Annotated in this window: 27 protein-coding genes; 17 read left to right on the top strand and 10 right to left on the bottom strand. The window is 63.5% G+C overall.

What is annotated here, in order from left to right; genetic code table 11:
- Positions 1-104: 104 nt before the first annotated feature.
- Entirely contained in the window at positions 105-731 is a 627-nt protein-coding gene (locus D460_RS0113085) for a transcriptional regulator (RefSeq protein ID WP_018899007.1), read from the top strand.
- On the opposite strand, the gene D460_RS0113080 is transcribed toward D460_RS0113085, so the two are convergent.
- Complete coding sequence (locus D460_RS0113080) at positions 728-1,465, bottom strand: DUF3750 domain-containing protein (RefSeq protein WP_018899006.1); 738 nt, start codon at positions 1,463-1,465, stop codon at positions 728-730. The genes D460_RS0113085 and D460_RS0113080 overlap by 4 nt on opposite strands.
- Before the next feature lie 155 nt (positions 1,466-1,620).
- On the opposite strand from D460_RS0113080, the gene D460_RS0113075 reads away from it, so the two are divergent.
- On the top strand, positions 1,621-2,628 hold the full coding sequence (locus tag D460_RS0113075) for an asparaginase (RefSeq protein ID WP_018899005.1): 1,008 nt from the start codon (positions 1,621-1,623) through the stop codon (positions 2,626-2,628).
- A gap of 140 nt (positions 2,629-2,768) precedes the next feature.
- Positions 2,769-3,518 (top strand): hypothetical protein, encoded by a 750-nt coding sequence (locus D460_RS0113070; protein ID WP_018899004.1) that lies wholly within the window; start codon positions 2,769-2,771, stop codon positions 3,516-3,518.
- Here the strand turns inward: D460_RS0113070 and D460_RS0113065 are convergent.
- Positions 3,493-4,248: a DeoR/GlpR family DNA-binding transcription regulator gene (locus D460_RS0113065; RefSeq protein WP_018899003.1), complete on the bottom strand. Its 756-nt coding sequence runs from the start codon at positions 4,246-4,248 to the stop codon at positions 3,493-3,495. The two genes, D460_RS0113070 and D460_RS0113065, sit on opposite strands and share 26 nt — an antisense overlap.
- 118 nt (positions 4,249-4,366) lie before the next feature.
- Here D460_RS0113065 and D460_RS0113060 point away from each other — a divergent pair, with 118 nt between their 5' ends.
- Together D460_RS0113060 and D460_RS0113055 are read left to right on the top strand one after the other, a co-directional pair.
- Positions 4,367-4,732: a hypothetical protein gene (locus D460_RS0113060; RefSeq protein WP_018899002.1), complete on the top strand. Its 366-nt coding sequence runs from the start codon at positions 4,367-4,369 to the stop codon at positions 4,730-4,732.
- A gap of 105 nt (positions 4,733-4,837) precedes the next feature.
- The gene (locus D460_RS0113055; RefSeq protein ID WP_018899001.1) at positions 4,838-5,458 is read left to right on the top strand and encodes a glutathione S-transferase; all 621 of its coding nucleotides are present in this window, start codon (positions 4,838-4,840) and stop codon (positions 5,456-5,458) included.
- A 6-nt stretch (positions 5,459-5,464) separates the two neighbouring features.
- Here D460_RS0113055 and D460_RS0113050 read toward each other — a convergent pair whose 3' ends face one another.
- Positions 5,465-5,818, bottom strand: a complete 354-nt coding sequence (locus D460_RS0113050) for an MmcQ/YjbR family DNA-binding protein (RefSeq protein ID WP_018899000.1) — start codon at positions 5,816-5,818, stop codon at positions 5,465-5,467.
- A 46-nt stretch (positions 5,819-5,864) separates the two neighbouring features.
- Positions 5,865-6,035 carry a hypothetical protein gene (locus tag D460_RS0113045; protein WP_245267743.1) on the bottom strand — a complete coding sequence of 57 codons (171 nt, stop codon included), beginning with the start codon at positions 6,033-6,035 and terminating at the stop codon, positions 5,865-5,867.
- 164 nt (positions 6,036-6,199) lie between these two features.
- On the opposite strand from D460_RS0113045, the gene D460_RS0113040 reads away from it, so the two are divergent.
- Positions 6,200-7,096, top strand: coding sequence for a LysR substrate-binding domain-containing protein (locus tag D460_RS0113040; protein ID WP_018898998.1), 897 nt, complete (start codon positions 6,200-6,202; stop codon positions 7,094-7,096).
- Here D460_RS0113040 and D460_RS0113035 read toward each other — a convergent pair whose 3' ends face one another.
- Both D460_RS0113035 and D460_RS0113030 read right to left on the bottom strand, forming a co-directional pair.
- Positions 7,097-7,756: a glutathione S-transferase family protein gene (locus tag D460_RS0113035; protein WP_018898997.1), complete on the bottom strand. Its 660-nt coding sequence runs from the start codon at positions 7,754-7,756 to the stop codon at positions 7,097-7,099.
- A gap of 155 nt (positions 7,757-7,911) precedes the next feature.
- Positions 7,912-9,285, bottom strand: coding sequence for a TIGR03808 family TAT-translocated repetitive protein (locus D460_RS0113030; protein WP_037111259.1), 1,374 nt, complete (start codon positions 9,283-9,285; stop codon positions 7,912-7,914).
- A 227-nt stretch (positions 9,286-9,512) separates the two neighbouring features.
- On the opposite strand from D460_RS0113030, the gene D460_RS0113025 reads away from it, so the two are divergent.
- The 6 genes from D460_RS0113025 (at position 9,513) to D460_RS0113000 (ending at position 17,695) form a co-directional block, all read left to right on the top strand.
- Positions 9,513-11,801: an EAL domain-containing protein gene (locus tag D460_RS0113025; RefSeq protein ID WP_018898995.1), complete on the top strand. Its 2,289-nt coding sequence runs from the start codon at positions 9,513-9,515 to the stop codon at positions 11,799-11,801.
- An 89-nt stretch (positions 11,802-11,890) separates the two neighbouring features.
- Complete coding sequence (locus tag D460_RS0113020; RefSeq protein WP_026283094.1) at positions 11,891-12,901, top strand: ligase-associated DNA damage response exonuclease; 1,011 nt, start codon at positions 11,891-11,893, stop codon at positions 12,899-12,901.
- A 235-nt stretch (positions 12,902-13,136) separates the two neighbouring features.
- Positions 13,137-14,762: a cisplatin damage response ATP-dependent DNA ligase gene (locus D460_RS0113015; protein WP_018898993.1), complete on the top strand. Its 1,626-nt coding sequence runs from the start codon at positions 13,137-13,139 to the stop codon at positions 14,760-14,762.
- A gap of 160 nt (positions 14,763-14,922) precedes the next feature.
- Entirely contained in the window at positions 14,923-15,855 is a 933-nt protein-coding gene (locus D460_RS0113010; RefSeq protein WP_018898992.1) for an alpha/beta fold hydrolase, read from the top strand.
- 108 nt (positions 15,856-15,963) lie between these two features.
- On the top strand, positions 15,964-16,800 hold the full coding sequence (locus D460_RS0113005; RefSeq protein ID WP_026283093.1) for a L,D-transpeptidase: 837 nt from the start codon (positions 15,964-15,966) through the stop codon (positions 16,798-16,800).
- 169 nt (positions 16,801-16,969) lie between these two features.
- Entirely contained in the window at positions 16,970-17,695 is a 726-nt protein-coding gene (locus D460_RS0113000) for a L,D-transpeptidase (protein WP_026283092.1), read from the top strand.
- A gap of 85 nt (positions 17,696-17,780) precedes the next feature.
- On the opposite strand, the gene D460_RS0112995 is transcribed toward D460_RS0113000, so the two are convergent.
- On the bottom strand, positions 17,781-18,008 hold the full coding sequence (locus D460_RS0112995) for a DUF1127 domain-containing protein (RefSeq protein ID WP_018898989.1): 228 nt from the start codon (positions 18,006-18,008) through the stop codon (positions 17,781-17,783).
- Positions 18,009-18,104: 96 nt separating this feature from the next.
- Here D460_RS0112995 and D460_RS0112990 point away from each other — a divergent pair, with 96 nt between their 5' ends.
- Positions 18,105-18,983: a LysR family transcriptional regulator gene (locus D460_RS0112990; protein WP_018898988.1), complete on the top strand. Its 879-nt coding sequence runs from the start codon at positions 18,105-18,107 to the stop codon at positions 18,981-18,983.
- 27 nt (positions 18,984-19,010) lie between these two features.
- Here the strand turns inward: D460_RS0112990 and D460_RS0112985 are convergent, their stop codons facing one another.
- Positions 19,011-19,721: a gamma-glutamylcyclotransferase gene (locus D460_RS0112985; protein ID WP_245267742.1), complete on the bottom strand. Its 711-nt coding sequence runs from the start codon at positions 19,719-19,721 to the stop codon at positions 19,011-19,013.
- A gap of 115 nt (positions 19,722-19,836) precedes the next feature.
- Positions 19,837-20,307 carry a MarR family transcriptional regulator gene (locus D460_RS0112980; protein WP_018898986.1) on the bottom strand — a complete coding sequence of 157 codons (471 nt, stop codon included), beginning with the start codon at positions 20,305-20,307 and terminating at the stop codon, positions 19,837-19,839.
- A gap of 131 nt (positions 20,308-20,438) precedes the next feature.
- Between D460_RS0112980 and D460_RS0112975 the strand changes: the two genes are divergently transcribed.
- From D460_RS0112975 to D460_RS0112960, 4 genes are all read left to right on the top strand, one after another.
- Complete coding sequence (locus D460_RS0112975; protein ID WP_018898985.1) at positions 20,439-20,861, top strand: organic hydroperoxide resistance protein; 423 nt, start codon at positions 20,439-20,441, stop codon at positions 20,859-20,861.
- 395 nt (positions 20,862-21,256) lie between these two features.
- The gene (locus D460_RS0112970; RefSeq protein WP_018898984.1) at positions 21,257-22,588 is read left to right on the top strand and encodes an MFS transporter; all 1,332 of its coding nucleotides are present in this window, start codon (positions 21,257-21,259) and stop codon (positions 22,586-22,588) included.
- Between the two features lie 136 nt (positions 22,589-22,724).
- Positions 22,725-23,108, top strand: a complete 384-nt coding sequence (locus tag D460_RS0112965) for an MbcA/ParS/Xre antitoxin family protein (RefSeq protein WP_018898983.1) — start codon at positions 22,725-22,727, stop codon at positions 23,106-23,108.
- A complete protein-coding gene (locus tag D460_RS0112960) occupies positions 23,068-23,826 on the top strand; it encodes an RES family NAD+ phosphorylase (protein ID WP_026283091.1) in 759 nt (252 codons plus the stop codon). The genes D460_RS0112965 and D460_RS0112960 overlap by 41 nt, the downstream gene beginning before the upstream one ends.
- Here D460_RS0112960 and D460_RS0112955 read toward each other — a convergent pair.
- Positions 23,823-24,269, bottom strand: a complete 447-nt coding sequence (locus D460_RS0112955; RefSeq protein WP_018898981.1) for a MarR family transcriptional regulator — start codon at positions 24,267-24,269, stop codon at positions 23,823-23,825. The genes D460_RS0112960 and D460_RS0112955 overlap by 4 nt on opposite strands.
- Positions 24,270-24,347: the final 78 nt, after the last annotated feature.

Below are 24,347 nucleotides of genomic sequence, written 5' to 3'. Positions count from 1 at the left end.
TGTTTCCTGGAACGCTTTTGGGAAAGTTTTTTGCAAGTTATAGCTTGGAAAAAATACACGGCTGCGTTATTAAAGCAAGAACAAGCTTGGAAAAATATCAGCCTATGCGACAATCACCGGCCAACCGAATTCTGATGCTGCTCAAGACCGAAGGGCCACAACTCCTATCGGCCATAGGCGACGCGCTGTCCATCTCCGGCGAGGCCGCGCGCCAGCAACTGGCGAAGATGGCCGACGAGGGGTTGGTCGAGCCCGTCTCCGCGCCCGCGCCGGGCAGGGGCCGCCCCCGCCAGCTCTGGCACCTGACACCATCAGGCAACGCCCGCTTCCCCGACCGCCACGCCGAACTGACCGCGACGCTTCTCGCAACCATGGTCCAGAGCCTCGGCCCCCAGGCGCTCGACACCGTCATCGCCGCCCGCGAGACTGAGACGCTGGCGCGCTACCGCAGCGAGATCACGGCAGAAGATCTCCCCACCCGCGTCCGCCAGCTGGCCGGTATCCGCACCGACGAAGGCTACATGGCCGATAGCTGGCAGGAAGAGGACGGCTCGCTGCTCCTGATCGAAAACCACTGCCCCATCTGCGCCGCCGCCACCGCCTGTGCCGGCTTCTGCCGCTCCGAACTCGAAACCTTCCGCAGCATCCTCGGCGCCGACGTCGAGCGCGAGGAACACATCCTCCACGGCGCGCGGCGTTGTGCGTATCGGATTAGCGGGACCGCCCGCTAAAGCCCGATCCGCCCGATCGCCGGGATCTTCACGCCGGGGTTGGCGACGTCTATGCCGGCGACCAGGCCCATGAAGTGCACTTCGAAGCCGCTGCGCTGGCCGGCGGCGATGCCGATCAGGCCGTAGAGGGTCGCATGCATGTCGCGCCCGTCGGCATCGATCGCAAACATCCGCCCGTCGCTGAGGTAGTCGCGCCCGACCGCATCGGGTGGCAGCACCGTGTCGAGATCGGGCACCGCGCGCAGCACATGCGCGACGAAGCTGTTGGAATTCGGTCCCGGATAAATCCGGTAGTCGCCGACGCCGGCATAGGGGTAGGACTGGATCGCCGCCTCGACGGCGGGGATGAGCCTCTGGGCCTCGTCGCCGGAGATTTCCTTCACGATATGAGGTGTGTTGGAATACCAGTAGGCGTCCGCGACGTAATTGTTGCGGCGGATCGGCGAGCCCCAGCCGACCTTGTCGTAGCGATTGTAGGTCGCGTCGCCCTTGGCCTTGGTGACGATCCACGAGTGGCTGGCGACCGCGCCCTTCAGCCCGCCGGTGCTGGCCGACATGATATAGATCTTGGCGTCGCCCTTGGCATCGGCCTTCGGCAGCACGCCCGACGTGCCCCATTCAGCCTCCCGCCATGAGCTGGGATGGTTCTGCAGCGACCACCACCCGGCCGACGCCAGGGCCGGCAGCAGATAGACGACGAGGATGAGAAGAAGGAGCCGTTTGAGATGACGCATGAAACGCCGGGGACCTTTGCTGACGTGCGGTTGCGGTCAAGGATGTGACGAGCAAGATGGCGCAATTGCGCCGCTCTTTTTCAACATGAACCCGATTGCTTTATCGCGCCCATCATTTATGCGTGACAGCCTGTTCAGAATATCAGGATGAGCTCATGACCAATCCCGTCACCGTTGAAGTCACCCGCGGCGCGCGCGTCGAAAGCCGGCATCGCGGCGCCGTCATCGCGGTCGATGGCGATGGCAAGGTCGTCTTCTCGCTTGGCGATGTCGAGGCGCCCACCTTTCCGCGTTCGGCCTGCAAGGCCATGCAGGCGCTGCCGCTGGTCGAAAGCGGCGCTGCCGATGCCTACGGTTTCGGCGACAAGGAGCTGGCGCTCGCCTGTTCCTCGCATAATGGCGAGGACGAGCATGTTGCGGTGGCAGCCTCTATGCTGGCGCGTGCCGGCCGCGATGTCGAAACGCTCGAATGCGGCGGCCACTGGTCGTCGAGCCAGAAGGTGCTGATCCACCAGGCCCGCACGATGGAAAAGCCGACGGCGCTCCATAACAATTGCTCCGGCAAGCATTCCGGCTTCGTCTGCACCTGCGTCCACCAGGGCGTCGATCCCAAGGGCTATGTCGGTTACGATCATCCCCTTCAGCGCGAGATCCGCGCCACCATGGAAAGCCTGACCGGCGCCGTGCTCGGCCATGACAATTGCGGCACCGACGGCTGCTCGATCCCGACTTACGCCGTGCCGCTGAAGAGGCTGGCGCATGGCTTCGCCAGGATGGCGACCGGCAACGGCCTCGAACCATTGCGCGCCAAAGCCTCGCGCCGGCTGTATGACGCCTGCATGGCTGAGCCCTTCTATGTCGCCGGCACCGGCCGTTTCTGCACGAAGCTGATGCAGCTGGCGCCCGGCCGCATCTTCGCCAAGACCGGTGCCGAGGGCGTCTTCTGCGCCGCCATTCCCGATCAGGGCATCTCGATCGCCGTCAAATGCGACGACGGCCATGCGCGCGCCGCCGAAAGCATGGTTGCCGCAGCCCTTGCCCGCTTCTTCGACAAGGACAGCGCCATCGGCGTCGGTCTGGCAGAGCTGGCGACTTCAAGCATGCACAACTGGAATGGTATTCACGTCGGCGACATTCGCGCGGCGGCGGTACTCTCCGATTAAAGCGTGCCGGAACGGTACATTCCAAGCATCAAAGATAGTCGATTCTAATACATGCGAAACTGAACCGGATGACGGCGCGTGCGCTTTCATCCGGTTAAGCTACTCTTGGCGCAGTACATCGATTGCCATGAGGGCAGGATATGTTTGCAGGCCGCTATCTCTGGTGGATGCTGATCGCTCTGGCGGTCTTCCTGTTCTTTGCCATGAGCTTCGATTACGTCACCTGGGCAACGGTCGCGACATCGAGCTGCGCGCGGGTGGCCGGCTCCTGCGGGCCGCTGATCCTGCTGATGACCGGCACGATCAAGCCCATCGGCTATTACATCGCCAGCGGCATCATCCTCGTCATCACCTGCGCCCGCATCCATCACGTCGGCATGAGCTGGCTCTGGTGCCTCTTCGTGCTCGTCCTCTTCGGCGCCTCGGCGCCGTTTCCGCTCCTGCTCGCCAATGTCTGGACCGGCCAGATGAACGCGGAAATGGTGATGGAGAACCTGCCGGTGGCCTTCCCCTTCCTGGTGGTGTTCTGCACCTATATCGGCTGGTCGTTCGAGGATGGAGGGGGCAGGCCGCTCGGCCCCTGGCGCTGGCTGCGCGTAGCGATCCGGCTCTCGGCCCTGTATGGCGCCATGATAGCGCTCGCGCAGACACCGACGTTTGCCTGGATGCCCGGCCGGCTGCTCGACATGCCCGCGCTCTCGGTCCTGCTGGCCACCTGGCAGCCGAAGCTGGAGGCGGCACTCACGCTGGGCGCATTGGATGATCGGCTGGCCTATCTGGCCCTTGCCGTCTTCTCTGCAGCACTCGCGACAAGCCTGTTTGGCCCCCGCATCGAGACCCTCGGTGCCCGCCTCATGACACCCTTCATGCTGAGAGGATCGCGCCGTTGAGGCTGCGATAGGGCGCAAGCTGCGCCTCGTCGATATCGTCAGGCACGATCAGCCCCGAGACGGAAGCGACCGGCAGAACCTGGCAGGCGGAGGCCCGGTCGAGCTTGTCCGCCGTCAGCAGCACATAGGTCTCGATCGCGCAGCCGGCGATATGCCGCTTGATCGCGGCCTCCTCGAAATCCCCCGTCGACAGCCCATGCACGGGATGCGCCGCCGTCACGCCCAGAAAAAACAGGTCCGGCCGCAGCTGCGATATCGCGGCCATCGCGACGGCGCCGACAGCAACCATCGAATGCTTGTAGAGCTTCCCGCCGATCAGGATCACCTCGGCGCTCGGATGATGCTCGAGCTCGGCTGCGATCGTCGGGCTGTGGGTGACGATGGTGACCGATAGCCCGCGCGGCAGCTGCCGGGCGATCTCCGCCGTCGTCGTGCCGCCGTCGAGAAAGACCATGTGTCCCGGCTTGATCAGCCCGATCGCTCTTGCCGCAAGCCGCTGCTTGGCGTGGCGCGACACATCCTTGCGGGTCGTAAAATCGGGCAGCTCCGGCGAAAGCGGCATCGCGCCGCCATGCACGCGTTTCAAAAGCCCCTCCGCCGCCATCTCGCGCAGGTCGCGACGGATCGTGTCTTCAGACACGGAGAGGTCCTCGGCTACCCGCTTGGCAATCACCTGGCCGTCGCGGCGTAGCAGGTCGAGGATCAGTGTCTTGCGTTGGGAGGTCAGCATAGGGCTCACGAAGTTGAATGAATTTTCTTGAGTTTGCACGAAATGATTCGACAATCAAGAAATATCATGCATTTTCACGCAATCCCGTGCATGAAGCCGGGAGTTGAGGAGAAGAGACATGTTGATCTTGATTGCGGGCCCCTATCGTTCCGGAACCGGTGACGATCCGGCGAAGATGGCGGCCAACCTGCAGCGGCTGGAAGCGCCGTCGCACGTTTTGTTCGAAGCCGGCCACGTGCCGATGATCGGCGAATGGGTCGCCCTGCCGGTCTGGCATGCCGCCGGCGGCAAAAGCGTCGGCGATGATCTCTACGAGCGCATATTCCACCCGGTCGCGGGCCGCCTGCTGCAACTGTGCGAAGGCGTGCTGCGGCTGGAAGGGGACTCCAAGGGCGCCGACAACGATGTCCGCATTGCAAGAGAGCGCGGCATTCCCGTCTGGTACCGGCTGGAAGACGTGCCGGGCTGCGCCAAGGCCGCTTGACGCTGCGCCAGAGACAAATCGGGGAGGCCGCGCATGCGGTCTCTCTTTCTCGCTCGCAATCCCCCGCGCGCGCTCTATGCTCTCCTGAAAAAAACAGGAGTCGTCATGCTGACATTGTATTTCGCGCCCGGCGCATGTTCCCGCGCCAGCCTCATCGCGCTCGAGGAATCGGGCCTTCCCTTCGAAGCGAAGCGGGTCGATACCGCCAATGGCGAACAGCGTTCCGAAGCCTATCGCAAGATCAATCCCAAGGGCCGCGTCCCGGCACTTGCGACCGAAAAGGGCGTGCTCACCGAAACCCCGGCAATCCTTGCCTATATCGCCGCCATCGCGCCGGCCGCCGGCCTCGCGCCGCTCGACGACCCCTTCGAATTCGCCCGCCTGCAGGCCTTCAACAGCTACATCTGCTCGACGGTGCATGTGAACCACGCCCATGGCCGCCGCGCCAGCCGCTGGGCAGATGATGCCGCCGCCCATGAGGCGATGAAGGCCAAGGTGCCGGAGACGATGGCGGAGAGCTTCGCGCTGATCGAAGACGGCATGTTTGCCGGCCCCTGGGTGATGGGCGAGCGCTACTCCGTCGCCGATCCCTATCTGTTCGTCATGACCGGCTGGCTGCCGAGCGACGATGTCGACCCGGCGCGCTTCCCGAAGGTGGCCGACCACTACGCCCGCATGCTCGATCGCCCCGCCGTGCAGCGTGCGCTCGCCCGCGAGAAGGCGTAAGCCGCTTCACTGCGGATAACTTGCCGAAAGCTTCTTCGGCGCGCGCAACCGCCACGCGCGGATCAGCCGATCCGTCAGTTCCGCATCGCCGATGACGTCGATACGCACGGGCAGATACTGCCAGCCGACATAATGCAGTGTCTGAAAATAGATCTCGGGCGCCAGCTCAAGCAGCGCCTCCTTCTCGTCCAGCGGAATGGAAATCACCACCGTCTCGTTATCCTTCACGGCCACGAAGGACTTGCCCCCGACCTTCAGCGCATGGTTGCCGTAGGACGTGCCTTCCTCGACCCCGGGCAGCTTCGCCTCGGCCACCAGCCGCAGCAGCCGCTTGAAGATCGCATCGATATCCTCAGCCATGCCTTTCTCCCGATCCCGTCCGGGAGAGACTAGCAGATTTCGGAGCCTATGCGCAGAGCGCCAGCTCTGGCCGCTTAAGGCTTTGGCTGGACTGCTCGCAACGCTCGAGCGGCAAGTCCGCCAGCTCCGTCAGCGACATCCGCGCAAGATCGGGATGGGAGAGCGGATCGCCTGCCGGGTCCGCCCCATAAGACGGTTCGGCGGTCTCTTCGTTCAAGAAAAACTTTAGCCATTGCATCGGATGCCTCGCTTTCTCGGTCTCTGCCTGCGGTGGGTGATCGCTTGGCAGGCGTAAGATGTACGCGTCATGCCGGGCAATATCCTCCCGAAGCGGGGAGGGTTTCAATTGAGAATAACGGAATTCTGATATAGAAAATCTATATGAGAAATCTGAACTCGGTACATCTGAACGGCCTGCGCGCGCTTGAAGCGGTCGGGCGGCTGGGCTCGCTGCAGGCGGCGGCCGAGGAGCTTGGTGTGTCGATCGGCGCCGTCAGCCAGCAGGTGATCAAGGCCGAGGCGCAGCTTGATCGAACGATCTTCGAGCGTACGCCCAAGGGCATGCTGGCGACCGAAGCGGGCGCTCCGCTGCTGGCGGCGCTGAGTGAAGGCTTCGCGCATCTGTCGCGGGCGGTGGCGCTCGCGCAACGCCGCGACGACAGCATCCTGACGATCTCGGTGGCGCCGGTCTTCGCCGCACGTTGGCTGGTCTATCGCCTCGATCGCTTCGCCGAACACCACCCCGACATCAACCTGCGCATGGACGCGACCATGAAGCTGGTCGATCCGGCGCTCTGCGATGTCGATATCGGCATCCGTGTCGGCGATGGCCGCTGGCCGGATGTGAAGGCGGAACTGTTGCTGGAGCAGGAGGTGTTCCCGGTCTGCACGCCCGCTATGGCCGAGCGTCTGCGCGAACCCGCCGACCTCTTGGCGCTGCCCGCGATCATCGATGGCCGCGCGATGTTTGGCTGGGACGTCTGGATGCGCGCGGCGGGGCTTGAGGGTGCGGCGCTCGAAACCCGCCACGTCTTCAATGACGCCTCGCTCTGCCTCGATGCCGCCGTCGCCGGGCAGGGGGTAATGCTCGCCTGGCAGACGCTGGCCGGCTACGCGCTGCAGCAGGGCCAGCTGGTCGCGCCATTCGGCATTCGCGCCAGAACCGGCTTCGGCCACTATTTCGTGACCGCGCACGGGGTGCGCGAGCCGAAAAAGGTCAGGGACTTCAAGGCCTGGATCCGCGCCGAGATGGCCGAGACCTTGAAGCTGTTTATCTGATCACACCGCCTCTTTGGACCGTGCCGCCTGCATGGCGATATAGGCCGGGCGGGCCTGGCAGCGCTTGATCCAGGCATCGACCTTGGGGTGCGCGTCGAACAATGCCTGCTCCGACTGGGCATAGCGCAGCACTTCGGCAAGGTTGAGATCGGCGGCGGTGAAGCGGTTGCCGACGAGATAGTCGGTGGTGGCGAGATGCTTTTCGAGCACCGCCAGCGGCCGCTTCAGCGAACGGCTGGCCACCGCGATGGTCGCTCGGCCCTCGTCGGTGTCTTCCTTCTCGTTGTCGTAGGTCATGACGAGCTTGATCGTGTGGATCTCGACCTCGGTCGCCGCCCACATCGTCCACATGGTCAGAAGGCCGTCTTCCTCCACGCTCTGGCCGGCGAGCGAGCCGCCGTGCTTGCGGGCGAGATAGAGCGTGATCGCCAGCGACTCGTGCATGACGAGATCGCCGTCCTTGATGGCCGGGATCATCGCCATCGGGTTGATGGCGGCAAAGTCGGGCGACAGCGTATTGACCGGCGCATCCGGTGCCAGCGGGTCGTCGAGGCGCCGCGCCTGCAACACGGGCACGGATTTGAACTCCAGCCCGAGCTCTTCCGCCATCCAGTAGACGCGCGAGGCGCGCGAGCGATAAACGCCGTAGATTGTCAGCATGATGATGTGCCCCTCTTCAAAACTGCCGCGAGCCTAGAGGCTAGGGCGATCAAGCGGAAGCTTCCAAGGCTGATGGGTCAATCAAAGCTTTTGATGGTGGATTAAAGCTCGTCGCATGTCGCGCAAAACCGCTGCACACTTTTTCGCGACATGCTTCACGACACGCGATTGCGCTCGACCGTCAGATGCGCGTAGCCCCCGGCGCCATCCGCCAGTTCTCCCGACATCTTCTTGTCCCACGCAAACCCGACCACCGCTCCCTCGGCCATGTCCTGAAACACGTTGTCGGTGATGACGGCCGTTCCGGCCCCATCGACGACCGAAACCGCGCAGCCGACCGGCGCCTTGCGCACCACATTGCCGGTGACCACCAGATTGCGCATGTAGGGACCCCAGCCGAGCTGCATGCCCCATCTTGGCGCACCCTCGATGATGTTGTTCGAAACCAGCGTATCGGCCTCCGCGGCAATGCCGATGCCGAAGCTCACATCCGGCTTGTAGGGTCCGTCGAGCTTGAGATTGCGCATGACGTTGCCGGTGACGCTGGCGAGCCTGCCGCCCTTGTCGAAATTGGCGATCGAGATGCCGTTGGCGGCCCCGTCGATCATGTTGTTTGCGACCACGGCCCCCTCGAACTCGAATTCGACATAGATCGCCGTCTCGCCCGATCGCCGGCACTGGTTGCCCGTGATCTGCACGTCGGAGGCCGAGTTGGCGCGGATCGCGGTGAAGGCGCAGTCGGAGATGTGGTTGTTGGCGACCATGACATTGTCCGCGCGAAACAGGTTGATGCCGTTGCCGTTCTGCCCGGTCCCGCCATCGGTCGCGCCGATCCTGTAGATCCGGTTGCCACTGACGATGCTGTCATCGGCCGCCTTTTTCCAGCGATGGATCAGGATGCCGCCATTGCCGCAATCGAAGACCTCGTTATTGGTCACCGAAAGGCCCGAGGATTCCACCACGTAGAGCCCGGATTGCGCGGCCCCCGATATGCGGCTGCGCTCGATCCGCCCGCCGCAGCGTTCCAGCTGCAGTCCATGCTTGCGGCTTCCCGAGATCTCGCAATTGTCGATCACGACGTCGTCGACGCCGGTGAATTGCACCAGAGCGGACGCATTATCGCCCAGCCAGCGGTTCTGCCCGTCGATCACGATATTGGAGAGCTCGATGCGCTTGACGTTCTCGGCGGTAAACAGGCGTCCGTCGCCGGTATAGACGATCCGCGATGCGCCCGGCACGCCGGTGATGCGCGTATTGTTGGGCAGGGTCAGGTTCGACACCTTGTAGACACCGGGCGGCAGGAACACCGGAACGTTCTCCGCCGACGCGTCGTCGATCATCTTCTGCAGGCTGCTGCTCTTGCCGTCACCAGGATCGGGTGCGGCCTTGTATTTCACCGCGTCGATCGACCCGCGCAGATCCGGCTGCCGGCTCGCCGCGAAGGCGGGCGGCGCAAGCATGGCGACCGTTGAGCAGGCGGCAAGGCGCAGGAGATTGCGGCGGGACGATAGGAGAGGTGATTTGTTCATGGTGGCCGCCATGCAGGAACCGTGCCGCGACGACAGTATCATTTTGATACACCGGAAGTTGATAGGATTATTATTTATTAGTCATGCGATTCATGCAGTGGTGTTGGCGTATGATTCACCTTTTTATTTGAATGTGGCTGGGTAATCCGGAAGCATCTCCGGATTTACTGTGTGTATGACCGTGTTTGATGGCGTGGTTGCCGTTGCGGCCACTCTGGAGACTGACAATGAATGACTTGAGTGCCGGCCGCCGCGATGCCGATGTGACTGAGATCGACTCGAAACGGATTGCCGCTGCCGCCGAAGCGCTCATTGTCTCCAGCCGCCTTGGCATGGCCGCGGGCATCGAGGATCTCGGACTGAAGGCGATCATCCACGAGCTTCCCGATTTCTTCTACGTCAAGGACCGCGCCAGCCGTTTCGTGTTCGCCAATGCCACCGTCGCGCGCTCCTTCGGAGTTGACGACCCCGAGGACCTCACCGGCAAGCGCGATTTCGATTTCTTCGACTTCCAGACCGCGCGCGGCTTTTTCGAGTTCGAACAGGAGATCATGGCGACGGGCGAGCGGCGGCTCGATGTCGAAGAGATGGTCCGTTCGGCATCAAGCGAACTCGTCACCTGCCGGCTTACCTCCAAGCTTCCGTTGCGCAACGACAAGGGCGAGATCGTCGGCTTGATCGGCGTTTCGCGCGATATCACCGAGCGGCAACGGCAGGAAGAGTTTCGCCGTAACCAGGCGCAAATAGTGGAAATGATCGCCCGCAACGAGCCGCTCGAAATGATCCTTGAGGCGCTGGTCCTCTTGGTCGAGGCCGAGATCGAGGGCATTTCCGGATCGGTGCTCATTCTGGATCGCGACGGACGACGACTCTACCACGGCTCGTCGCCCAGCCTGCCAAGCATCTACAGCCGAATGATCGATGGCATCACGATCGGCCCGAATGCCGGCTCGTGCGGAACGGCGGCCTGGCGCGGCAAGTTCGTGATGGTCGAGGACATGATGGTCGATCCGCTCTGGGCCGACTATCGGGCCGTGGTGCAGCAATACGGCTTCCGCTCCTGCTGGTCGATGCCTGTCATGACGGCGCAGAACAATGTGCTCGGCACCTTCGCGCTCTATTCCAGCGAGGTTCGCCGCCCGACACCGCGCGAGATGGAATTCGTCGCCATGGCGACGCACATCGCCGGCATTGCCATCGAACGCCGCCGTGGCGACGAGCGCATCCAGTTCATGGCCCACCACGACGATCTGACCGGCCTGCCCAACCGCGCCTTCTTCAAGGAGCGGATGGCCAAGACCCTGCATCAGGCACGCCGCAGCGGCCGCAAGGTCACGGTCGCCTATATCGACCTCGACAATTTCAAGGATATCAACGACGGTCTCGGCCACGGGGCTGGCGACGAGGTCCTGAAGGAAGTCGCCGCCCGCATGGCGAACGGCGTGCGCGCCTCCGACATGGTCGTGCGCCTCGGCGGTGACGAATTCGTGGTGGTCCTCGTGCACCAGTCGAACCACGATACCGGCATCACCCGCCGCCTGCGCGAACTGCACAAGGCGGTGCGCAAGCCGATAAACTATCAGGACAAGCAGCTGCATGTGACCTGTAGCATCGGCGTCGCTTCTTTCCCAAGCGACGGCGCCACCGCCGAAGAGCTTCTGGCAAACGCCGATGGCGCCATGTACCGCTCCAAGCAGCTCGGCCGCGACACACTGCAGCACTATCAAAGTGCGCGCGATGCCGATCTCAACCTGCCGATCAGCGAGCAGGAGGAACTCAGACAGGCGATCATCTCCAATCAGCTCATCCTTCACTATCAGCCGCAGATCGATGTCTCGACACTTGAGGTGACCGGGCTCGAAGCCTTGGTGCGCTGGAAGCACCCGACGCGGGGAATGGTGCCGCCGATCGAGTTCATTCCGATGGCCGAAGAGTGCGGGCTGATCATTCCGCTCGGACTTTGGGTGCTGAACGAAGCCTGCCGCCAGGCGCGCGAATGGCAGGACATGGGCCTGCCGCCGCTGCGCATCGCCGTCAATGTCTCGGCACGGCAGTTCACCGACAAGGATTTCGCGCGTCATGTGACGGAAGCCATCGAGCGTTTCGACCTCGCACCGCGCTGGCTGGAGCTCGAGCTCACCGAAAGCGTGCTGATGCAGGACGCCGACCGTGCCCGCGCCACCATGAACGCGCTGCGCCCTCTCGGCATCCGCTTCTCGATCGACGATTTCGGCAGCGGCTATTCCAGCCTCGCCTCGCTGAAGACCTTCCCCTTCGACCGCCTGAAGATGGATCGCTCGCTGATCGAGGCGCTGCCATCCGACAAGACCGCCGTCGCCATCGGCCTGGCCGTCATCTCGCTGGCGCAGACGCTGAAGCTGACGGTCGTCGCCGAGGGCGTGGAGACCGACGAGCAGCGCGAGTTCCTGCGCTTCGCCAAGTGCGAGGAAGCCCAGGGCTACCGCTTCTCCAGGCCGCTGCCGGCTGAGGAAATTCCCGCTTTTCTGAGCCGCTAGGACAAAGGGGCGGGGCAGGGCGACGCCAAAGGGCCCCGATCCCGCCAGCCCCTCTGGTTCTTCCGCCATTTGCCGCTATCTCTATGGCGATGAGATTTGACGCGCTGCTTTATCCCGCGCCCGAGGGCCTCTACTGCCCGGTAGGCCGATTTTATGTCGATCCGGTCAGGCCCGTGGAGCGCGCGCTGATCACCCACGGCCATTCCGACCACGCCCGCTCCGGCCACGGCCATGTGCTCGCCACCCGCCAGACGCTCGACATCATGCGCATCCGCTACGGCGAGGATTTCTGCGGCTCGGAGCAGCCCGCCGCCTTCGGCGAAGAAATCGTCGTCAACGGCGTCAAGGTGAGCTTCCACCCCGCCGGACATGTGCTCGGCTCCGCCCAGATCGCCATCGAGAAGGACGCGACCCGCATCGTCGTCTCGGGAGATTACAAGCGCCGTCCGGACCCGACCTGCGCGCCCTATGAGCCTGTTGCCTGCGACGTCTTCATCACCGAGGCGACCTTCGGCCTGCCTGTCTTCCACCACCCGGACCCCGCGGGCGAAATGGCCAAGCTCTATGCGTCGCTGCGCCAATTTCCCGAGCGCACCCACATGATCGGCGCCTACGCGCTCGGCAAGGCGCAGCGCGTCATCCGCCTTCTGCGCGACACCGGCTACGACCAACCCATCTACATCCACGGCGCCATGGAGCGGCTCTGCGACTACTACGTCAGCCAAGGCATCGACCTCGGCGAGCTGCGCCCGGCAACCGTCGAGGGACGCGACAAGTCGGCGTTCAAGGGCGCCGTCGTCGTCGGCCCGTCATCCGCCTTCGCCGACCGCTGGGCCCGCCGCTTCAACGACCCGCTGCCTGCCTTCGCGTCCGGCTGGATGATGGTGCGCCAGCGTGCCAAGCAAGGCGGTGTGGAACTGCCGCTTGTGATCTCCGACCATTGCGACTGGCCCGAACTCACCGACACGATCTCCGAGCTTCACCCAGCCGAGGTCTGGGTGACGCATGGGCGCGAGGAGGCGCTGGTGCGCTGGTGCGAATTGCAGGGCATCAAGGCCAAGCCGCTGCATCTGGTGGGGTATGAGGATGAGGCGGAGTGATGGGTGTCTTGACGAGCATAGTTGGCCTTGGCGCCAGCATTACCCCCCTCTGCCCTGCCGGGCATCTCCCCCACAAGGGGGGAGATCGGCAAGTGGCTTGCCCAGAGCCAAACAATGAGCGTGGAGCGAACGGTTGCACCCAGCCAATCTCCCCCCTTGTGGGGGAGATGTCCGGCAGGACAGAGGGGGGTATCCCACCCACCAACGCCTCCTACGGAAGCGACGGAGGCCACCCATGAAAGCCTTCGCCGACCTCCTCGACCGCCTGGTACTTACGCCATCCCGCAACGACAAGCTCAAGCTGCTGACCGACTACTTCCGCGACACGCCCGACCCCGATCGCGGCTACGGCCTCGCGGCCATCGCCGGCACGCTCGATGTGCGCAACGTCAAGCCCGCCATGCTGCGCGAACTGGCGCTGGAGCGCATCGACGACGTCCTCTTCCGCTACTCCTACGACTACGTCGGCGATCTGGCGGAAACCATCTCGCTCGTCTGGGACAATGAGCGCGACATAGAGCGCTCGGCGCTGGCGCAGCCGAGGCTCGGAGAGGTGGTGGCTGAGATGAACACGCTCGGCCGCACCGAGGTGCGCGGCTATGTCCGCGACCTGCTCGACCGCCTCGACGCCTCCGGCCGCTTCGCCTTCATCAAGCTCGCGACCGGCGCGCTGCGCATCGGTGTATCGGCAAGGCTCGCCAAGCAGGCGCTGGCCGATCTCGGTGAACCCGATGTGACCGAGATCGAGACATTGTGGCACGGCCTGCAGCCGCCCTATGAGAGCCTGTTTGCTTGGCTGGAGGGCAAGGGCGGTAAGCCGGTGCTGGCGACGCCGGCGATCTTCCATTCGGTGATGCTGGCAAACCCGGTGGAGGAGGGCGATCTCACGCAGCTCGACCCGGCCGACTACGCCGCCGAGTGGAAATGGGACGGCATCCGCGTGCAGCTGTCGCGCGCTGGCGATACCCGCAAGATCTACTCCCGCTCCGGCGACGACATCTCCGCCGCCTTTCCCGATATCGTCGATTCGATCAGCTTCGACGGCGTCATCGACGGCGAGTTGCTGGTCGGCGGCACCGCCCGCTCAAACAGCCCGACCCGCACCTTCTCCGACTTGCAGCAGCGCCTCAACCGCAAGACCGTGACGCAGAAGATGCAGGACGATTACCCCGCCTTCATAAGGGCTTACGACCTGTTGTTCGACGGCGAGGAGGATGTGCGCGCCAAGACCTATCTCGAACGCCGCGCCCGCTTGAGCGAAATCGTCGAGCAAGCGCCGCACGAGCGCTTCGACCTCTCCGCGCTGGTTCCGTTTTCCTCATGGGAAGAACTTGACGACCTGCGCTCGACCCCGCCCGATCCCGTCATCGAAGGCGTGATGATCAAGCGCCGCGACAGCGTCTACCAGGCCGGACGGCTGAAGGGGCCGTGGTTCAAGTGGAAGCGCAACCCCTATAATGTCGATGCCGTGCTGATGTACGCGCAGCGCGGCCACGGCAAGCGCTCGAGCTACTATTCCGATTTCACCTTCGGCGTTTGGGCCGAAACGCCCGACGGCGAGCAGCTGGTGCCCGTCGGCAAGGCCTATTTCGGCTTCACCGACGCCGAGCTGGAGATCCTCGACAAGTTCGTGCGCAACAATACCACCGAACGCTTCGGCCCGGTGCGCGCCGTGCGCGCCGACAAGGATTTCGGCTTCGTGGTGGAAGTCGCCTTCGAAGGCATCAACCGCTCCAACCGCCACAAGTCAGGCGTCGCCATGCGCTTCCCCCGCATCTCGCGCCTACGGCAAGACAAGCCTTCCTATGAGGCCGATAGGTTGACGACGCTGGTGGCGATGATCGATGCGAAGGCGGGGTAGGGGCGGTCCTCAAGTCACCGTTTTCTCGATGATCTCTCGCTGACCTCGCATTTTCCTGATGCAAAATACATCCGACTGTGCATCCTCAACACAATGTGTCTTGGCGTTGATGCGTCGAGGGTGCAAGCATCTATCATGCCGGGGAAGACGGAAGAGTGATATGACATCAGACAACGACCATTCCTTTTCGCGCCAGCGCCGCCTGCTTCTTGGCGGGCTCGCCGGTGCCCTTGTTCTTCCGGCTCTTCCAGGTGTCGCCAATGCCTTCGACGTTCCCCCCGAGCCGCGCCTGATCACCCGCGATTACGCCAAGGTGCGCAAGCGCTTCCGCACGCGGCTGCTCGAAAAAGGCCCGGCGCCCGACAAATACGAGCCGCTCGATGCGCCCGCCAATGCCGAGAAGATCTTCTATCGCTCCGGCTATGGCGGCGAGCTGGAGTTGGTCGCCTGGGTGTCGAAATACAAGCGCGAGCGCAAGGCCAAGCCCGGCATTCTCTTCCTGCATGGCGGCAATGCCATGGGCGTTGGCCACTGGAACCTGATGGGACCTTATATCGATGCCGGCTTCGTGGTGCTGATGCCGTCGGTGCGCGGCGAAAACGGCCAGGCGGGCAATTTCTCCGGCTTTTATGACGAGGTGGACGACGTGCTGTCTGCCGCAGACCGCCTGGCGCATCTGCCGGGTGTCGATGCGAACCGCCTCTTCATCGCCGGCCACAGCATCGGCGGCACGCTCACCATGCTGGCCTCGATGTCCACTCACAAGTTCCGCGCGGCAGCCCCGATCTCCGGCAATCCCGACGCCTTCCGCTTTTTCAATCGCTATCCGCAGGATATCCGCTTCGACGACGACAACACCCACGAGTTCGAGGTGCGCACGGCGCTCTGCTACGCGCAGAGCTTCAAGTGCCCGGTGCGCGTCGTCCACGGCACGGACGAATCGCATTTCAACGACCGCGCCGGCCTGCTTGCCAGCCGCGCGCGCTCCGGCGGAGTTCGCATCGAGACGGATACAGCCAAGGGCGGCCACACATCCGCCTTGCCCGAGGAAATCGAGCAGAGCATCCGCTTCTTCCACGGCGTGGCGGCTTAATCAGTCGCGTTAGGGCGCTGGCTGGTCGTCGTCGCCAGCTTCGCGCCAGCCGCGCATGCCATCCTCGCGGCAGCTATAAATGTCGCTGTTATCGATGAGGGTGGTTTCATGAAGGGTCTAAGCCGGTTGTCGGCCATGTCGGGGCTTGTGTTGGCGGCCCTGTCGCTTGGCGGCTGCAACATTCTCGTGCCCGATACCGGCGCCACCGATCCGGCCCGTTTCGTGCAGGAAACCTATCCGGTGTTCTACAAGCCGCCGGGCATCGATCCCGATCGCGTCCGCCCGATCAACGCGCCGATCCCGCAGCGTCCCGGCGTCCCGGCGACGATCTACAACCAGACCTACGGCATCCCCGGCGCCACCCAGATGCGCACCTACGGCATGCCGTTGATCAATCCCGTCAGCGCCGCGATGTATGGCGAGGTCAGGGACAACGACTTCACGCTGCCTGCCATCCCCGTCAGCCGCGTCGATCCTGTATATATGCGCCAGGAGGTCGATTACCCCTCGACCGAAAAGCCCGGCACCATCGTCGTCAACACCAAGACCAAGCACCTCTATTTCATCGAGCCCAATGGCAAGGCCATGCGCTATGGCGTCGGTCTCGGCCGCGAAGGCTATGCCTGGTCGGGTCGTGGTGTCATCCAGTGGAAGCAGAAGTGGCCGCGCTGGACGCCGCCCGATGAGATGGTCAAGCGCCAGCCCGATGTCCGCTCGTTTTCGGCGGCCAATGGCGGCATGAACCCAGGCCTTGGAAATCCGCTTGGCGCGCGCGCCATGTATATCTTCAAGAATGGCGAGGATACGCTCTACCGAATCCACGGAACGCCCGATTGGGAATCGATCGGCAAGTCCACGTCGTCGGGCTGCGTGCGCATGATGAACCAGGACGTCATCGACCTCTACGACCGTGTTTCGGCCAAGTCCGAGATCGTGGTGATGTAGCCGCGCAACAGGCGGCGTGAGAACGTCGCCGCAAGCGGGCACACGTCTTCGTGAGGTTCTGGTTTATTTAGCATAACGGGATAGTTTCCTTGAATTGTGACTAGCGTTGAACAACCCTCCAGGAAACGACGTTCGCCGTTTCCGCGCTTAAGGAAAATTGACCCTCGTTATGAGCTTTGACAAATCCATATCCCGCCGCAACTTTCTATCGCTTTCAGCGGTAACCGCGGCATCGGCGCTGGCAGGGTGTGCCTCCACTTCGGGCACGAGCCCGTCGTACGGCCAGCCAATGGCATTCCCGAATCCAATCCGTGCCTTCCAGACGACGCCGGCGCCCACCGATGCCGAGCTCGCTGTCATGTACGGCCCGGTCGAGGATGGCGGTTTCCTCATTCCGCCGGTTCCCTACCAGCAGATCGATCCGCGCTTCTATCGCCAGCAGGTCATCGATCCGACCGGCGAGCGCCCCGGCACCATCGTCGTCGATACCCCCTCGCGCTTCCTCTATCTCGTCCAGCCGGGCGGGACGGCGATGCGCTACGGCGTCGGCATCGGCCGCGAAGGCTTCGCCTGGCAGGGCGACGGCGTCATCCAGTGGCGTCAGAAGTGGCCGCGCTGGAAGCCACCGAATGAGATGGTCGCCCGTCAGCCGGAACTCGTAAAATATTCGATCGAGAACGGCGGCATGGAGCCGGGCCTGAAGAACCCGCTCGGCGCCCGCGCGCTCTACATCTTCTCGGGCGGTCAGGACACGCTCTACCGCCTGCACGGCAATCCGGACTGGCGCTCGATCGGCAAGGCCGTATCGTCTGGCTGCGTCCGCCTGCTCAACCAGGACATCATCGACCTCTATGACCGCGTGCCGAACAAGGCGCCGATCGTCGTCAAGCAGTAAGTCACTGTCTCCGTCTCTCCCCGATCAGGGGAGAGACTTTTCGCGCCGGCCCCATGGCTTCTCGGCTGTGCGCCCCAAGCGCTCCTCATCCCCAGAACGCCGATTTCGCCGCTTCCGTCATCGCTTCCGCGCGCGACACGCCGATATCCTTGAGTTCGTCATCGGTGAGTTCGCTGAGCGCCGCCCTGCCGCGTCGCTTCCGGCAGCGCGTCTCGATGCTTTCGATAAGGTTTCGCGCCGCCTCCGCAAGCGTTGCCAGCAATGCCGGCACGCGCGGTTGGCTTGCTCTTTCGTCCGATGTGTCGGTCGCCATCTCTTCTGTCTCCGTATTGGCCTGTCCCGACAATGCGCTGGATATATATCGCAATGAAGCTTATGCATCTTATGCAAACCATAAGAGAAACTTCGCATGGCTTTCGGTTTCGATCAGCTGCAGACCTTCATTCACATCGCCGAACTCGGAAGCTTCACCGCCGCCGCCGACAAGGCGGGCGTGACCCAGCCGGCGGTCAGCCTGCAGATCAAGCTCCTGGAGCAGCGCCTCGGCGTGCGCTTGATCGAGCGCGTCGGGCGCCGCGCGCAGCCGACGGCGGCCGGTCTCGAATTTCTCGACCATGCGCGGCGGATCATGCGGGAACTGGCCGATGCCGAGGAGGCGATGACGCCGCACAGGAATGGCGAGAGCGGCCGCGTGCGCATCGGTAGCGGCGCCACCGCCTCCATTCACCTGCTGCCGCTGGCGATCTCGCGCGCCAGGAAGAAGATGCCCGGGCTCGAAGTCACCGTCCGCATCGGCAATACCGACGACATCCTGCGCGATCTCGAGACCAATGCGCTCGATGTCGCGGTCGTGACGCTGCCGGCGCCCGGCCGGTCCTTCGAGGTCGAGGCATTCTATGACGACGAGCTGATGGTGGTCGCGCCGCGCGGCTCGGCCATCCCGCATGGCGGTCCGGACGCGGCCTTCATCAACACCAAGCCGCTGCTGCTCTATGACGGCGGCAACACGAGGCGGACCATCGACGAATGGATGGGGCAGGCCGGTCTGGTCGCGCGCCCGGCGATGGAATTCGGCAGCGTCGAGGCCATCAAGGAACTGGTGGCGGCCGGCCTCGGCTGGTCGATCCTGCCCGGCCTTGCGCTGAAGCGCGACCGCGCCGGCTTCCTCGAAACCGCACCCGTCAGCCCGCCGCTGGTGCGCAAGCTCGGAATGGTCGTGCGCCGCGACAAGCACCTGAGCCGGGGTCTGCGGGAGATGATGAAGTCACTGCGTGAAGCCGGGTCGTAGAGCCGTCATCGCCCGAGCGGCAAGCCTCTATGCCGTCGGCTCCGCGATCCCGTGGATCTTGCGGATCTCGGCGGCGACGAGTTCCTGCAGGCGCCAGAGGTTTCGGTCGTGGATGCCGAAATTCTCGAGATGCGTGACGGTGTTGTAGAGATATTCGGCGCAGGAACCGACATAGCCGCAGGCGCGTGCAAGCGTGGCGGCCACCAGGGGCAGGGGCTGCTTGCGGTAGATGCGGTTGCCCGTCGGCCCGATCCAGAAACCCAGCGCCCGAGCCCGGCCCTCGGGCGTCTTCACTGGCAGCCACCTTATAGTATCGATATGCTCGCGGTCGCTGATCTCGCGGCGCAGCAGCCGGGAGATCTGCGCCGCCCGGTCTCCCTGAGGCAACTGGTACATCATGCCGTCGCACTGCCCGCCGCGATCGAGCGCCATCATCAGCCCTGCCTGCTCGGGCGAGCCGCGCCAGCTCTTGATCTCCAGACAGAAGGAGCGGTGCCAGCCGAGAGCAGTCGCTCGGCTCTGGTCGACGAACTCGAATTCCGGTTTCCAGATCAGCGAGCCATAGGCGAAGACCCACAGCGGCTCGTCGCCGCTCTCTTCCGTCAGTCGCGCGGTGAGCGCGGCGAAATCGTCGTCCGTCAGCGTCGTGCGACGCGGGTCCGGACCGGGATCGGCCTCTTCGCGGTAGCAGAGTTGGACAAGATCGGGTGTGAGGCACATGGTGCGTGGTTTGGGCATGACATCTCGCAATTCCTCCCGACTGAACTGCGCGAACAGGCGTCGCGGCTATAAAATTCGCAAACTATCCCTCGGAGTCAACCCGCTTGTCGGCCCGGGTGAGGGGATGGAGCGGCTACCGCATCTCGGTCAGGTTGCCGCGCAGGCCTTGCAGCTTCTCGCGAATATCGGCCATCTCTTCCAGCGTGCAGCCGATCGCCTGGCCGATCTCGCCCATGATGTTGTCCACCTGCGATCGCATCGCGTCGCCCTCTGCCGTCAGCGTCACGATCACCTGCCGCTCGTCCTTGGGATCGCGGGTGCGCACGATGAGCCCGCTCTGCTCGAGGCGCTTCAACAAGGGCGAGAGCGTGCCCGAATCGAGATCGAGCTGCTCGCCTATCGTCTTCACCGGCAGCGCCGACTTCTCCCACAAAACGAGCATGACGAGATATTGCGGATAGGTGAGGCCCACCTTGTCGAGGATCGGCTTGTAGGCGCGCGTAAAGGCATGCGCCGTCGAATAGACCGCGAAACAGAGCTGTCGCTCCAGCCGCTTTTCCTCTTCCGGAATTTTCATCGTCTTAGCCATCTGCGCTTTGGTCATCGTCTTTCCCCGATACCGCATTGTCGTCTTTTCGGATTTCGAATGCAATTTGCAAAATTCACTTGCATACAATTTAATTGCGCGATATACAAAATCCAGCCCCAACGAAGGAGCCAATGAAGGAGACTCACATGCCGATCCTCTACACAACCAAAGCTTCCGCCACCGGTGGCCGCGCAGGCCGCGCCGTTTCCGAAAACGGCGTTCTCGATGTCACGCTGACGGTGCCGAAGGAACTTGGCGGCGACGGCGCCACCGGCACCAATCCGGAACAGCTCTTCGCGGCCGGCTACTCGGCCTGCTTCCTCGGTGCCCTGAAATTTGTCGCGGGCCAGCAGAAGGTCAAGATTCCAGAAGACACGACCGTATCGGCCACCGTCGGCATCGGCCCGCGTGAAGATGGCGGCGGCTTCGGCATCGAAGTGGCGCTGACGGTCAACATTCCGGGCCTCGACAAGCCGACCGCTGAAAAGCTGGCCGCTGCCGCCCACATCGTCTGCCCCTACAGCCACGCCATGCGCACCTCCACGGAAGTGCCGGTGACCGTCGCCTGATAAGGCCGGGCCTATATCCATCGCCAAAGGCGCCGCGCTCCTCCGAGTGCGGCGCCTTTTCGTTATGCGGTGCGATTCAGTGCTTCCTGATTTTGTGTATGTTCTAATATTCTGTTAAAGAATACTCACTATCTCATCATACCAGTTGACGAGTGGCTGGTAATTTGACAGGAATGTGTCGCTCGCTAGGGGAGGAGGCATGTCCGTTGGGGCTCGTGCAGCAAGGCGCATTCGGTGACGGGGCGCGGTCAGTTGCACAGGTTGCGGACATAGGAGACCGACTTTCGCGGTAGGGCTAGAGATCAACATCCAGCATTCCCGACACAGCGGGTCTGCATAGCGCAAGTCGCAATCGTAGGCTCGATGGGCCGCAGCGGTCTTGTCGGGAGGACTATGTGAACGCGACGTTTAAACTATCAGACCAGGAACAGCAGGTCGAAAAATCGGCGATCCGCAAGATCTCCATTCGCCTGGTGCCCTTCATCGCCTTGATGTTCTTCATCAACTTCCTCGACCGTACGGCAATCTCCTTTGCCGGCCCGAACGGGATGACGCAGGACCTCGGCATGACCGCGGCCCAGTTCGGCTTTGCCGCCGGCATCTTCTTCGTTGGCTATATCGTTCTGGAAATCCCCAGCAACCTGGCGCTTCACAAATATGGCGCCCGCCGCTGGCTCGCCCGTATCATGGTGACCTGGGGCGTCGTTGCGATGCTCTTCACCTGGGTCAGCAGCGTTACCGGCCTTTATTCGCTGCGCTTCCTGCTCGGCGTTGCCGAGGCGGGCTTCTTCCCCGGCGCCATCCTCTATCTCAGCACCTGGGTTCCCGGCCGCCATCGCGCCAAGATCCTGGCGCTCTTCTATCTGGCCCAGCCGCTGACCACAGTTATCGGTGCACCGATCGCCTCGCTGCTCATCCAGGCACACGGCCTGTTCGGCTATGAAGGCTGGCGCATCATGTTCTTCGGCGTCGCCGTTCCTGCGATCATCGTCGGCATCATCACCTGGTTCTACCTGCCCGACACCCCGACCGCCGCCAAGTGGCTGACCTCGGAAGAGCGTGACTGGCTGAACCGCGAACTCGCCAAGGAAGAAGCAGGCAAGCTCTCCGGCCACGGCTCGATGACCCTGCAGGCGCTCAAGGACAAGCGCGTCTGGCTCCTGTCGGTCATCTACTTCGGCCTGATTTACGGCCTCTATGCACTGGCCTTCTTCCTGCCGACCATCATTGCCGGCTTCGAAACCAAGTTCGGCACCAAGTTCAACGTCTTCGACAAGGGCCTGATCACGGCGATCCCGTATCTGCCAGCCGCCGTCGCGCTGTTCTTCTGGAGCCGCGATGCATCCAAGCGTGGCGTCCGCGCCTGGCACGTCGGTATCCCGGCTCTGGTCGGCGCAATCAGCATACCGCTCGCTCTGCTGATGTCGTCTCCTGAGGCAACCGTCATCGCCATCACGCTCACCGCCTGCGCGATCTTCTCGGCGCTGCCGAACTTCTGGTCCTTCCCCTCGCGCTTCCTCACGGGTGCCGCGGCTGCCGCAGGCATCGCGCTCATCAACACCGTGGGCAACATCGCGGGCTTCGCGGCGCCATACATCACCGGTGCTGTCAAGGATGCCACGGGTCTCTACGAGATGCCGATGTTCATCGTCGGCGCCCTGATGCTGATCTCGGCCCTTCTGGCCTTCTCGATCGGCAAGACCATCAAGGACCCCTCGGCGAAGTAAGCCTAGCCGTCACGACTATTGGCAACCCGGTCCGCACTCGCAGGCCGGGTTGTTTTCGTTTCGGGCGGAATTTCCGCCAACCATCTTTCCATTGGAAATATAATCGCTATATTATTTCCAAGGAAAGGAGATCGCCATGGCCATCGCCCAGCCGCTATCAGGCACGCATCCCCAGGAAGCCGTCGTCATCACCAAGGCCGCCGTTGCCGCTGCCGAACGCCTTGGCATCAGTGCCCGCACGCTGTCATCAGTGCTCGGCCTGTCGGAAGCCACCGTTTCGCGCATGAAAAGGCAGGACTACCTGCTCGAGCGCGGCTCGAAATCCTTCGAACTCGCCATCCTGCTAGTCCGCCTGTTCCGCTCGCTCGATGCCATCGTCGGCGGTGACGAGGCGGTTGCGCGCTCATGGCTGCGCAATTCCAACACCGCGCTCGGCGCCACGCCGCTCGAAAAGATCGTCAGCATATCAGGATTGACCGATGTCCTCGCCTACCTGGACGCCCGCCGCGCTATCGTCTGAAGCGCGACCCGTCTCCGGCCGCTTCTGGCGATTGGTGGAGGCGCAGCATCAGATCTCGACCCTGAAGATCGTCGACACACTGGAAGAGCAGGCCCTGCTCGAAACGCTGCTGGAAGAAAGCAAGCCGGTCCTGCCGCCGGAATGCAAGGGTCTCGACTACCTGCTGGCGACACCCTTCCGCTACGGCGCCATCTATCCCCACGGCTCGCGCTTCCGCCGGGCAGGGCGCACGCTCGGCGTCTATTATGCGTCGGAAGCAGTCGAGACCGCGATCTCCGAGATGGCTTTCTACCGGCTGCTGTTCTTCGCCGACTCCCCCGATACACCGCTTCCCGCCAACGCCGCCGAATACACCGCCTTTGCCGCGGCCATCGAGACACCGCGCGCAATCGACCTCACCGCGCCGCCGCTCGACCGCGATCATGCGGTTTGGAGCGACCCTCAGCGCTACGAGCCCTGCCAGGCGCTGGCCGATTCCGCCCGCGACGCCGATTGCCAGGCGATCCTCTACGCTTCGGTCCGCGATCCCGGCCATCGCCGCAACATCGCGCTGCTCACCGCCTCGGCCTTTGCCGCGCGCGATCCAGTCGAGCGCCAGACATGGCGCCTGCGCCTCTCCGCATCAGGCGTCCAAGCGCTCTGCGAATTTCCGAAAGCGAGAATTGGGTTTACCCGCGCCGATTTCGGCGATGACCCGCGCATCGCAGCGCGGAGCTAGGCCAGCGCCTGCAAATCCTGCCGCAGCCGCTCGGCATTGCCCTCGGGCAACGTCTTTTCCAGCGCCGCATGCGTGCTTTCCCAGATCGGCAGCGCGGCGGTCAGCACGCGCATGCCCTCGGGCGTCAGCCGCAGCAGCCGTCCGCGCTTGTCCCTCGGGTTCGGGAAGACCTCGACCCAGCCGCGCCGCTGCAGCGGCTTCAGCGCCGCCGTCAGCGTCGTCTGGTCCATGGCAAGCAGCTTGGCGACCGGCCCCATGGGCGGCGGCTCCGGCCGGTTCAGCGACATCATCAGCGAGAATTGCCCGTTGGTCAGCCCGGCCGGCCTCAGCGCATCGTCGAACAGCCGCGCCAAGGCCCGCGCCGCCCGCTGCGCGTGCAGGCAGAGACATGTGTCGCGCACCAGAAGCGTCGTCGCGAAAGGAATCTCGGTAGCGTTTGACATGGTCAATTTCTATTGATATCAATATATATAGTCAAGGAAAAGGAGAATGGACCGTTTCGGTCGCGCCGGAGGAGGGCG

The organism is Rhizobium sp. 2MFCol3.1 (assembly GCF_000377565.1).
Classification (GTDB): domain Bacteria; phylum Pseudomonadota; class Alphaproteobacteria; order Rhizobiales; family Rhizobiaceae; genus Rhizobium.
The sequence above is the reverse complement of the archived record's forward strand: the minus strand, read 5'-3'. Positions and strand labels throughout refer to the sequence as shown.

Coding starts and splice junctions, on each gene's coding strand:
- D460_RS0113050 (WP_018899000.1), bottom strand. CDS start 5,818: ATGGCTGAGGATATCGATGCGATCTTCAAGCGGCTGCTGCGGCTGGTG.
- D460_RS0113075 (WP_018899005.1), top strand. CDS start 1,621: ATGACCAATCCCGTCACCGTTGAAGTCACCCGCGGCGCGCGCGTCGAA.
- D460_RS0113035 (WP_018898997.1), bottom strand. CDS start 7,756: ATGCTGACAATCTACGGCGTTTATCGCTCGCGCGCCTCGCGCGTCTAC.
- D460_RS0113030 (WP_037111259.1), bottom strand. CDS start 9,285: ATGAACAAATCACCTCTCCTATCGTCCCGCCGCAATCTCCTGCGCCTT.
- D460_RS0113085 (WP_018899007.1), top strand. CDS start 105: ATGCGACAATCACCGGCCAACCGAATTCTGATGCTGCTCAAGACCGAA.
- D460_RS0112965 (WP_018898983.1), top strand. CDS start 22,725: ATGGCCATCGCCCAGCCGCTATCAGGCACGCATCCCCAGGAAGCCGTC.
- D460_RS0113025 (WP_018898995.1), top strand. CDS start 9,513: ATGAATGACTTGAGTGCCGGCCGCCGCGATGCCGATGTGACTGAGATC.
- D460_RS0112985 (WP_245267742.1), bottom strand. CDS start 19,721: ATGCCCAAACCACGCACCATGTGCCTCACACCCGATCTTGTCCAACTC.
- D460_RS0113000 (WP_026283092.1), top strand. CDS start 16,970: ATGAGCTTTGACAAATCCATATCCCGCCGCAACTTTCTATCGCTTTCA.
- D460_RS0113065 (WP_018899003.1), bottom strand. CDS start 4,248: ATGCTGACCTCCCAACGCAAGACACTGATCCTCGACCTGCTACGCCGC.
- D460_RS0113080 (WP_018899006.1), bottom strand. CDS start 1,465: ATGCGTCATCTCAAACGGCTCCTTCTTCTCATCCTCGTCGTCTATCTG.
- D460_RS0113010 (WP_018898992.1), top strand. CDS start 14,923: ATGACATCAGACAACGACCATTCCTTTTCGCGCCAGCGCCGCCTGCTT.
- D460_RS0112980 (WP_018898986.1), bottom strand. CDS start 20,307: ATGACCAAAGCGCAGATGGCTAAGACGATGAAAATTCCGGAAGAGGAA.
- D460_RS0112995 (WP_018898989.1), bottom strand. CDS start 18,008: ATGGCGACCGACACATCGGACGAAAGAGCAAGCCAACCGCGCGTGCCG.
- D460_RS0112990 (WP_018898988.1), top strand. CDS start 18,105: ATGGCTTTCGGTTTCGATCAGCTGCAGACCTTCATTCACATCGCCGAA.
- D460_RS0113005 (WP_026283093.1), top strand. CDS start 15,964: ATGAAGGGTCTAAGCCGGTTGTCGGCCATGTCGGGGCTTGTGTTGGCG.
- D460_RS0113070 (WP_018899004.1), top strand. CDS start 2,769: ATGTTTGCAGGCCGCTATCTCTGGTGGATGCTGATCGCTCTGGCGGTC.
- D460_RS0113020 (WP_026283094.1), top strand. CDS start 11,891: ATGAGATTTGACGCGCTGCTTTATCCCGCGCCCGAGGGCCTCTACTGC.
- D460_RS0113015 (WP_018898993.1), top strand. CDS start 13,137: ATGAAAGCCTTCGCCGACCTCCTCGACCGCCTGGTACTTACGCCATCC.
- D460_RS0113060 (WP_018899002.1), top strand. CDS start 4,367: ATGTTGATCTTGATTGCGGGCCCCTATCGTTCCGGAACCGGTGACGAT.
- D460_RS0112975 (WP_018898985.1), top strand. CDS start 20,439: ATGCCGATCCTCTACACAACCAAAGCTTCCGCCACCGGTGGCCGCGCA.
- D460_RS0113055 (WP_018899001.1), top strand. CDS start 4,838: ATGCTGACATTGTATTTCGCGCCCGGCGCATGTTCCCGCGCCAGCCTC.
- D460_RS0112960 (WP_026283091.1), top strand. CDS start 23,068: ATGTCCTCGCCTACCTGGACGCCCGCCGCGCTATCGTCTGAAGCGCGA.
- D460_RS0112955 (WP_018898981.1), bottom strand. CDS start 24,269: ATGTCAAACGCTACCGAGATTCCTTTCGCGACGACGCTTCTGGTGCGC.
- D460_RS0113040 (WP_018898998.1), top strand. CDS start 6,200: ATGAGAAATCTGAACTCGGTACATCTGAACGGCCTGCGCGCGCTTGAA.